A 7,747-nucleotide genomic window follows, 5' to 3' on the forward strand; every position below is an offset into this window, starting at 1 on the left:
CCGCGAGGGCGGGGCCCGCGAACATGGCGGCCCCATTTCGGCCTCGCGAGCGTGTCATCTGTGACGCCTTCTGTTTCCGCCCGGCTTCGCTGGTTGCTGCTGTCCGTCTGCCTGACTTCGGTGCTGGCGGGCTGCGGCTGGCGCCTGCAGGGCACGGCCAAGCTGTCACCGGTCATGGCGACGACCTATATCGACACCAGGGATCGCTACACTGATTTCAACCGCGCGTTGCGGGAGAGCTTGCAGGCCTCGGGCGCGCGGCTGACCAACGTCGAGAGCGAAGCGACCGCGGTGGTGAAGATCATCAGAGATGAGAGCGGCCAGCGCATCCTCACCGTGTCCGGTCGCAATACACCCGAGGAATACGAGGTGTTCTACACCATCGAATACTCGGTCAACGGCCGCACCGAGGAGCTGATCGAGCCAGAGAAGATCGAGCTCACTCGTGAGTACAGCTACGACGAAACGGCCGTGCTCGCGAAGCAGAAGGAACAGTCGATTCTGCGTCAAGCGCTCGCTCGCGACCTGGCGGGTCAAGTCGTACGACGTCTCGCTGCGCTGTAATGGCGGCAGTGTTGAAAGTCACGGACATCGGAGTCGATGTCGTGACCGGTCTGCTCGAGCGCTATGGCATGGAATGCGTGGCACTCGGCGCCGACGAAACCATCCCGGGTTCCTACTGGGGCGACAGCGAGGCCGGACTGGTCGGCTCGAAGATCTATTGGCGCACCGACACGCCGCTGCATTCGTTGTTGCACGAAGCCGGTCATTTCATCTGCATGAGCGACGAGCGCCGCGAGCAGTTGAACAAAGACGCGGGCGGCGATTACGACGAAGAAAACGGCGTCTGTTACTTGCAGATCGTGTTGGCGGGGGAGCTGCCGGGCGTCGGTCGCGAGCGCATGTTTCATGACATGGATGCATGGGGCTACACGTTCCGGCTCGGCTCGGCGCGTGCATGGTTCGAGCAGGATGCCGATGATGCACGCGCCTGGCTGGTAGACCGCGGCGTCATCGATCATGACGCGCGGCCGACCTGGCGCAAGAGAGCTATCTGAAACGATCCGTGGCCGTAATCAATTGATGCGTGTTGCCCGCTTCGAACGCTGAGTGGCCGGCGTCGGGCACGACGTGAAATTCCGCTTCCGGCCACGCTTGATGCAGTTTCCAGGCAGTCTGCATCGGGCACACCACGTCGTAGCGACCCTGCACGATCACCGCTGGAATGTGACGAATGCGTTCGACGTTGCGGATCAGCTGATCCTCCGTTTCCAGGAAGCCGCGATTGACGAAGTAGTGACATTCGATGCGCGCGACCGCGACCGCGAAGTCCTCTTCGTTCCACTTGTGCAGATTCTCTTCGTTGATGTGCAGATAGCTGGTGGCCGCTTCCCAAATCGACCAGGCACGTGCCGCCTGCACGCGAGTCTGGCGATCTTCGCTGGTCAAACGTTTGTAGAACGCCCCGATCATGTCGCCCCGCTCGGCGGGCGGAATGGCCGCGACGTAGTTCGGCCAGTGATCCGGGAACAGCGCGCTGGCGCCGCCCTCGTTATAAAACCAGCGCAGCTCGAACTGCGACAGCGTAAAGATGCCTCTCAAGACGATTTCACTGACGCGCTCGGGATGCGTTTGCGAATAGGCCAGGCCGAGCGTCGAGCCCCACGAGCCGCCGAACACCAGCCATCGGTCGATGCTCAGGTGCTTGCGCAGCTTTTCCATGTCCTCGACCAGGTGCCAGGTGGTGTTGTCCTCGAGGCTGGCGTGCGGCTTGCTCCGGCCGCAGCCGCGCTGATCGAACAGGATGATCCGATAGGCGTCGGGATCGAAGAAACTGCGGGCGCGATTGTCACAACCGGCGCCTGGGCCGCCATGCACGAATACCGCCGGCTTGCCCTTGGGATTGCCGCATTCCTCGTAATAGATCTCGTGGCTGTCCGAAACACGCAGCATCCCGGAATTGTAGGGTTTGATGGCTGGATACAACGTGCGCAATCCGCCGGTGGCCTGCGTCTTGGCGGGCCGTTTGCGCTTGGCCAGCACGGCATGCCGGGCGTGATTGCGTTGTTTGCTGGCGGGGGCGGCGCTGCGGGCCGCGCGACGGGTGGTTTTACGCTTCTTCGTAGCCATCTAAGCTCCCGGAAAATTATAAAAGCGCGGGATCGGGCATCCTGCCACGCCCCGCGCGCGAGCGGCAAAAGGCGCGACTTTTCCCGCTCGCTCGCCGCCCGTGGCGGCGGGGTCCATCCATGTACCCTAAGTTATGAATTCTCGGCTCTCGTGGGCAGATAGGGAAGCGCCGCGCATGCCACAATGAGCGCTATGCCACTGCCGAGCCACACTCGATCCATGCTCTTGCTGCTGCTCACCATGACCGTGTGGGGCAGTACTTTCATGGTTACCAAGGAGCTGATCGCTCTGTGGCCGCCGTTCACGCTGGCATTCGTGCGTGTCACGCTGGGCACGCTGGTATTGCTGCCATTCGCGTGGTTTCGGCATCGTCGAGGGGATCATCTGCCGTGGCGCACCGTCTGGTTGATGGGGCTGATCGGTGTGGCCCTGTACTACCTCGCGTTCAACGCGTCGATGGTGTACGTGTCGGCGTCGCAGGGCGCGCTAGTGCAGGCTTCCATTCCTGCGATGACCGCTCTGGTGGCTGTGCTCTGGCTGCGTGAGCGCGCGTCGCCGATGCGCTGGTTGGGCATTGCGTTGTCGGTCGGCGGCGTACTGATCGTTTTCTCGGGCAGCGGTTCGGACAGTGGGCAATCGAGCCTGCTGGGTAGTTTTCTGATGTTTGCTGCGGTGGTTTGCTGGGGGTTGTATACAGCGCTGGCCAAGCGCGCTGCCGGCTTCGACTCGTTGGTGATAACGACTGCTGTGACCGGCACCGGCGCGCTGCTGCTGTTGCCGGTGGCCGGATACGAAATCGTCACCGCGAATCTTGCGGGAAACGGCTTGCCGGCATTGCCGCTGATCGGCTGGGTGGAGCTGTTCTATCTGGGGACCATCGCATCGGGCATGGCGTATCTGCTGTACAACGCATCGCTGCGTCATCTGGACGCGAGCGAGGTGGGCGTCTACACCAACCTGATTCCCATCGTCGGCGTGCTGACGGGCGTGATCGTGCTCGGCGAGCCGTTATCGACGCGCGCCATCCTCGGTGGTCTGGTGGTGATGCTGGGCGTATGGATCACCAGCCGCTCGGAGCGCCCGGTGGCGGTTTGCCCGCTTTAGGGCNNCCTTCGCGACCCACATCTCCATATCGAGCGGCTGCGCGAGCGACTTCACCAGATCCTGGGCATAGATCGGCAGATCCCGCAGGCTGCGGACGCAGATCATCAGATTACGCAGCGCCCATTCATCGCTCAGCTCGATCACATGCAGCTTCATCGTGCGCATGGCTCGTGCCGCAGTGGTTTCCGGCACGACACCGACACCGACGTTGCCTTCGACCATTCGGCACACAGCATCGAAGCTGCGTAGCTGCACGCGCAGTTTGAGACGCCGGCCGATGCGCTCGGCCTTGTCGGAAAGAAATCGCTGCAGCGAGCTGGCGCGATCCAAGCCGACGAAGTCGCTGTCGAGCGCCTCGACGAACGCAATCTTGGACTTTTGCGCGAGCGGGTGAGTCGGCGTGGTCACCAGCACGAAACGATCCACGCGGAACGGGAACACTTCCAGGCCGGTGACATCTTCGGTGCCGGCGACGATGCCGATATCGGCCTTGCCATCGGCGATGGCGGCGACGATTTCGTCACTCAGGCGCTCCTCCAGGTCGATGTTCACCTGGGGGTGCGATGTCAGAAAATTACTGAGCGGCTCGGGCAGGAATTCGGTCAACGCATTGGTATTGGAAAGCAGCCGCACGTGACCTTTGAGCCCGTCGGCGTATTCGCCGAGCTCGGCGCGCATGCGCTCCGCCTGTTGCAGCATCTGACGTGCATGGTGAACCAGCGTGCGGCCCGCTGGGGTCGGGTGAACACCCTGGCGCTCGCGGTTCAGCAACGGCGTACCCAGCTCGATTTCCATGTTGCGGATTCGCGTGCTGGCAGCGGCCACGGCCAGATGCATGCGCTCCGCGCCGGCGGTGATGCTGCCGGCTTCAACAACGTGCAGGAACAGCTTGAGATCGGTCAGGTCAAAACGCATGCGCGGAGTCTATACGCTATCGAGGTACCAGTCGTGGTCTGTCGAGGGCACAGGTGCGCATGCTGCGTAACCGATGCGTAGCGAGGGCTCCATCGAGCCCTCACTCCCACTTTTCTTCCTCAGAACTCCGCGCGCGCGCCGATGTGCAAGGAACGGCCCGGCAGCGGCGCGATGTCCTTCAGCGGCGATGCGTGTTGACGTGCGTCTTCATCGAGCAGATTCGTGCCGCGCACGAACAAGAACACGCTGGTCGATCCCACGGGGAAGCGATAGCTGGCATCCACTTCGGCCAAGATGAAGCTGTCGGTCGGCAGCTCGTGCTCAGCAATCTTGTCCTGTTTGGCGTAGTAGAACGCCTGTGCGCCCACGTGCCACTCGTCCCGGTCGTAATGCAGGCCCGCCCCGAAACGCAGCGGCGGAATCTGCGGCAGACTCTCGCCGTTGTCGAGCTTGGCTCGCACGTAGTCCGAGGCGAGGCGCAGGCCCAGATGACGCTTGCCGTCGTCGATCAGCGGCACGTTCAATTCGGCTTCGAAGCCGTGGAATTTCGCGCCGTTCTGCAGATAGACGAATACCGGGAGATCGTCTTCGATATCACCCGTCGGAGACGCGTAGATGTAGTTGGAGTAGTCGTTGTAGAAGGCGCTCAAGGTCCAGTTGATACCGTCGCCGGTATGTCGCAGCGACAGGTCGGCGGTCACCGATGTTTCCTGTTTGAGGTTTGGATCGCCGATTTCGAAGCGTTGCGCAGCGATGTGCGGACCGTCGGCGTACAGCTCGGCGGGCTGCGAATTGCGCTGGGTTCGCGTCAGGTTCAAGGCGAGCGCGTGATCTTTCGCGAAGTCCCATACCGTGCCGGCCGACAAGCTCACGGCAGTCTTGTTGAAACCAGGTAAGTCGGCTGCGACGTCGATCTTCTGCTGCTCGGCGCGCGCGCCCAGCTCGACGGTCCAGATTCCGAAGTGACGCTCCTCGAACGCGAACACGCTCAATGCCCGCGTCTTGGAGCTGGGCACGAAAGCCTCCTCGCCGATGGCTTCGAAATCCAAATCGACGTATTGCAGACCGGTGGTGCCGCGCCAGCCACTGCCGAGCTTGTGATCGGCAGTGAAGCGCAGCTCGTACGCGTCCTGGTTGAACACGGTGCCGGGCTCGCCGGGTGCTTCGAACTCGGTGTGCGTGTAATCGTTGTACGCGCCGGTGAGACGCAGCTTGTTGACTACACCTTGCAGATCCAGCTCGGCCTTGCCGTCGAGGCGGTTCTGCTTCATGGCAATGAACGCTTCTGCTTCGCCGGGAATGCCATACGTCGTTTCGTAACGGCTATAGGATAGGCCCCCGAGCGCGTTCTGGCCGATAAACGAGCCGCCGAGCGCGCCACCGCTCGCTTCTCCCTCCGAGTTTGGAATGTAGCCGCGGACGTTGTCCGGTTCTTCGCCTGCTTCGATCAGCTCACGGCGCAGGGCATCGGATTGCGCGTAGCCGGGAATCTTCACATCTTCGGTCTTTCGGTTGAAGTAGTCGGCGTGGAAGGCGAACTTGCCCGTGCCGCCATCGATGCTGGCCGCGCCGGTGCGTTCTTCGGTGGCGGTCTCGCCGCGGACTTCGGCGGCGCCGGTGATTATTTTGGCGGGCACTTCAGTGGGTACACGCGAGCTGACGACGTTCACCAATCCGCCCGATGCGCCGCTGCCATAGAGCAGTGCGGCCGGCCCTTTGATGATCTCGATCTGCTGCGACACGACCGATTCCAGCGTGACGGCGTGATCCTGGCTCAGACTGGAAACATCCAGCGACGCCAGGCCGTCCTGCAGGACCTGCACGCGGTCGCCGGAGAGTCCGCGAATCACTGGCCGGCTGGCGTTCGGGCCGAAATAGGTGGAGCTGACGCCCAACTCGCTCGACAACGTCTCGCCCAGACTGCTGGCGATCTGCCGACGCAAATCATCACCTGCCACGACCGTGGTCGGTTTGCGCGACTTTCGAGCGGGTTTTTTTCCGCGTAGCGCCGAGGAGGTGACGACGACTTCCTCGGTTTTGGATTCCTGAGACCAGGCGCCCTGGCTCACCAATAACGCAGCCACCGCTACACGCAACGAATGAGAACGACGCATGACGAAACATCCTGAATAACTACAGCGAACTCGCACGGCGGTCCGCCAGTGGACTTCAGACGCACGAAAAATAGCCTCACCGGCAGCTCGGTGAGGAATGGGCTACGAGTTGCGAGTTATCGAGGAGGCGCGCGCGGTTGCGCGCTGACGACGGGACGGAAGGAAACAGAAGCTTCAGCGACCGGCGCTACATAAGTCGTGACGGTGACGGCGCTGATTGCCGCAAAGCTCTGCTTTGGGGCGTCGATCAGGCCGTCGAAGGCGGCGCAGTAGCCGCAGGCCGGCCCATGGGCGCCGAGTGCTTTGACCGCATCGTGCTGGTGGACGACGTGGGCGACCGAATCCACCGCAAACGCCAGCAGCAGGCAGACGAGCGCAGCTCGCAGCCATGCTGGCGGGTTTCTTGCGAAGTGGCAGATGGGCATAGCGCCAGTCGGAACCATGAGGGGACCAGGGCACCTCAGCCACGTAAGCTAACGGAGGACCCCAACTCTTGCCAAGCACAATCCCCCCTGTTGCCGACCCGTTCCTGAGCAGATCGGGCACTGGGGGAAGGGCGCAACTGGCGCTGGCGGACCGGCTTGGGCCATAATCGCCGGCGTCGCAATCAGACCCCAGCCCTCACCTAAATCATTTTGGCGCGAGTGTTTTTGACCGTTTCCTCCGTGTCCGCCGCAACTTCAAGCCGGTGCTCCGGCGCCGCGCTGTGAAACTCTCCGGCGACAACCTCGCGGCCAGCCTGTCGCGACAACTCTCGTCGATCTATCTGATCTCCGGCGACGAACCGCTGTTGGTGAACGAAGCGGCCGACGCCGTGCGTGCGCGTGCCCGCAGCCAGGGTTTTACCGAGCGTGAATTGCATGTGGTCGAGCGTGGCTTCGACTGGCAGGCGCTGCTCGCCAACAGCAAGGCAATGTCGCTGTTCGCCGAGCGCAAGATCATCGAGATCCGGATGACCAATCCGACCCCGGGCGAGCAGGGCGCCGATGCCATCATCGAGCTGGCGACCGAGCCGTCGGCCGACAACCTGGTGCTGATCGTCACCGGCAAGATGGACGGTCGCGTGCAAGGCTCGCGTTGGGTCAGCGCCATCGAAAAGCATGGCGTGGTGGTGCAGATCTGGCCGGTGGAGCTGGCCCGCTTGCCCGCCTGGATCCGCGATCGCCTCGCCAAACAAAATCTCAAAGCCGATGCCGAAGCGGCGACGCTGCTGTCGGAGCGAGTGGAAGGCAATCTGCTGGCCGCCCACCAGGAAGTCGAAAAACTGGCGCTGTTGTTGCCGCCAGGCCCCGTGAGCGCCGACACGATCATCGATGCGGTCGCCGACAGCGCGCGCTTCGATGTTTTGCAACTCGGTGACGCGGCCATGAAAGGCAATGCGGCGCGAGCCTTGCGCGTCCTGGAAGGACTGCGCGGCGAAGATGTCGAGCCGCCGATCGTGCTCTGGGCGCTCAACAAGGATTTGCAGTGGATCGCACGTTGTC

The 7,747-nt window shown here is 62.6% G+C and carries 7 protein-coding genes and 1 pseudogene; 4 read left to right on the forward strand and 4 right to left on the reverse strand.

What is annotated here, in order from left to right:
* Positions 1 to 60 precede the first annotated feature (60 nt).
* Together D0550_RS24725 and D0550_RS24730 are read left to right on the forward strand one after the other, a co-directional pair.
* A complete protein-coding gene (locus tag D0550_RS24725) occupies positions 61 to 564 on the forward strand; it encodes an LPS-assembly lipoprotein LptE (protein ID WP_161966031.1) in 504 nt (167 codons plus the stop codon).
* The gene (locus D0550_RS24730; protein WP_116811874.1) at positions 564 to 1,058 is read left to right on the forward strand and encodes a hypothetical protein; all 495 of its coding nucleotides are present in this window, start codon (positions 564 to 566) and stop codon (positions 1,056 to 1,058) included. Before D0550_RS24725 ends, D0550_RS24730 begins: the two co-directional genes overlap by 1 nt.
* On the opposite strand, the gene pip is transcribed toward D0550_RS24730, so the two are convergent.
* Positions 1,051 to 2,130, reverse strand: a complete 1,080-nt coding sequence (gene pip, locus D0550_RS24735) for a prolyl aminopeptidase (protein WP_116811875.1) — start codon at positions 2,128 to 2,130, stop codon at positions 1,051 to 1,053. The genes D0550_RS24730 and pip overlap by 8 nt on opposite strands.
* Before the next feature lie 183 nt (positions 2,131 to 2,313).
* Here pip and D0550_RS24740 point away from each other — a divergent pair, with 183 nt between their 5' ends.
* Positions 2,314 to 3,234, forward strand: a complete 921-nt coding sequence (locus tag D0550_RS24740) for a DMT family transporter (protein WP_116811876.1) — start codon at positions 2,314 to 2,316, stop codon at positions 3,232 to 3,234.
* A gap of 36 nt (positions 3,235 to 3,270) precedes the next feature.
* Here the strand turns inward: D0550_RS24740 and D0550_RS24745 are convergent.
* From D0550_RS24745 to D0550_RS24755, 3 genes and pseudogenes are all read right to left on the reverse strand, one after another.
* Positions 3,271 to 4,149, reverse strand: a pseudogene (locus D0550_RS24745) (LysR substrate-binding domain-containing protein); the annotation flags it as partial.
* Between the two features lie 119 nt (positions 4,150 to 4,268).
* Positions 4,269 to 6,263, reverse strand: a complete 1,995-nt coding sequence (locus D0550_RS24750; RefSeq protein WP_116811878.1) for a TonB-dependent receptor — start codon at positions 6,261 to 6,263, stop codon at positions 4,269 to 4,271.
* Between the two features lie 116 nt (positions 6,264 to 6,379).
* The gene (locus D0550_RS24755; protein ID WP_153067330.1) at positions 6,380 to 6,610 is read right to left on the reverse strand and encodes a DUF2946 family protein; all 231 of its coding nucleotides are present in this window, start codon (positions 6,608 to 6,610) and stop codon (positions 6,380 to 6,382) included.
* A 359-nt stretch (positions 6,611 to 6,969) separates the two neighbouring features.
* Here D0550_RS24755 and holA point away from each other — a divergent pair.
* Positions 6,970 to 7,747 (forward strand): DNA polymerase III subunit delta (gene holA / locus D0550_RS24760; protein WP_161966032.1); only part of this gene is annotated, 778 nt, incomplete at its 3' end.

This window comes from Steroidobacter cummioxidans (assembly GCF_003104955.1).

Coding starts and splice junctions, on each gene's coding strand:
- D0550_RS24730 (WP_116811874.1), top strand. CDS start 564: ATGGCGGCAGTGTTGAAAGTCACGGACATCGGAGTCGATGTCGTGACC.
- pip (WP_116811875.1), bottom strand. CDS start 2,130: ATGGCTACGAAGAAGCGTAAAACCACCCGTCGCGCGGCCCGCAGCGCC.
- D0550_RS24740 (WP_116811876.1), top strand. CDS start 2,314: ATGAGCGCTATGCCACTGCCGAGCCACACTCGATCCATGCTCTTGCTG.
- D0550_RS24750 (WP_116811878.1), bottom strand. CDS start 6,263: ATGCGTCGTTCTCATTCGTTGCGTGTAGCGGTGGCTGCGTTATTGGTG.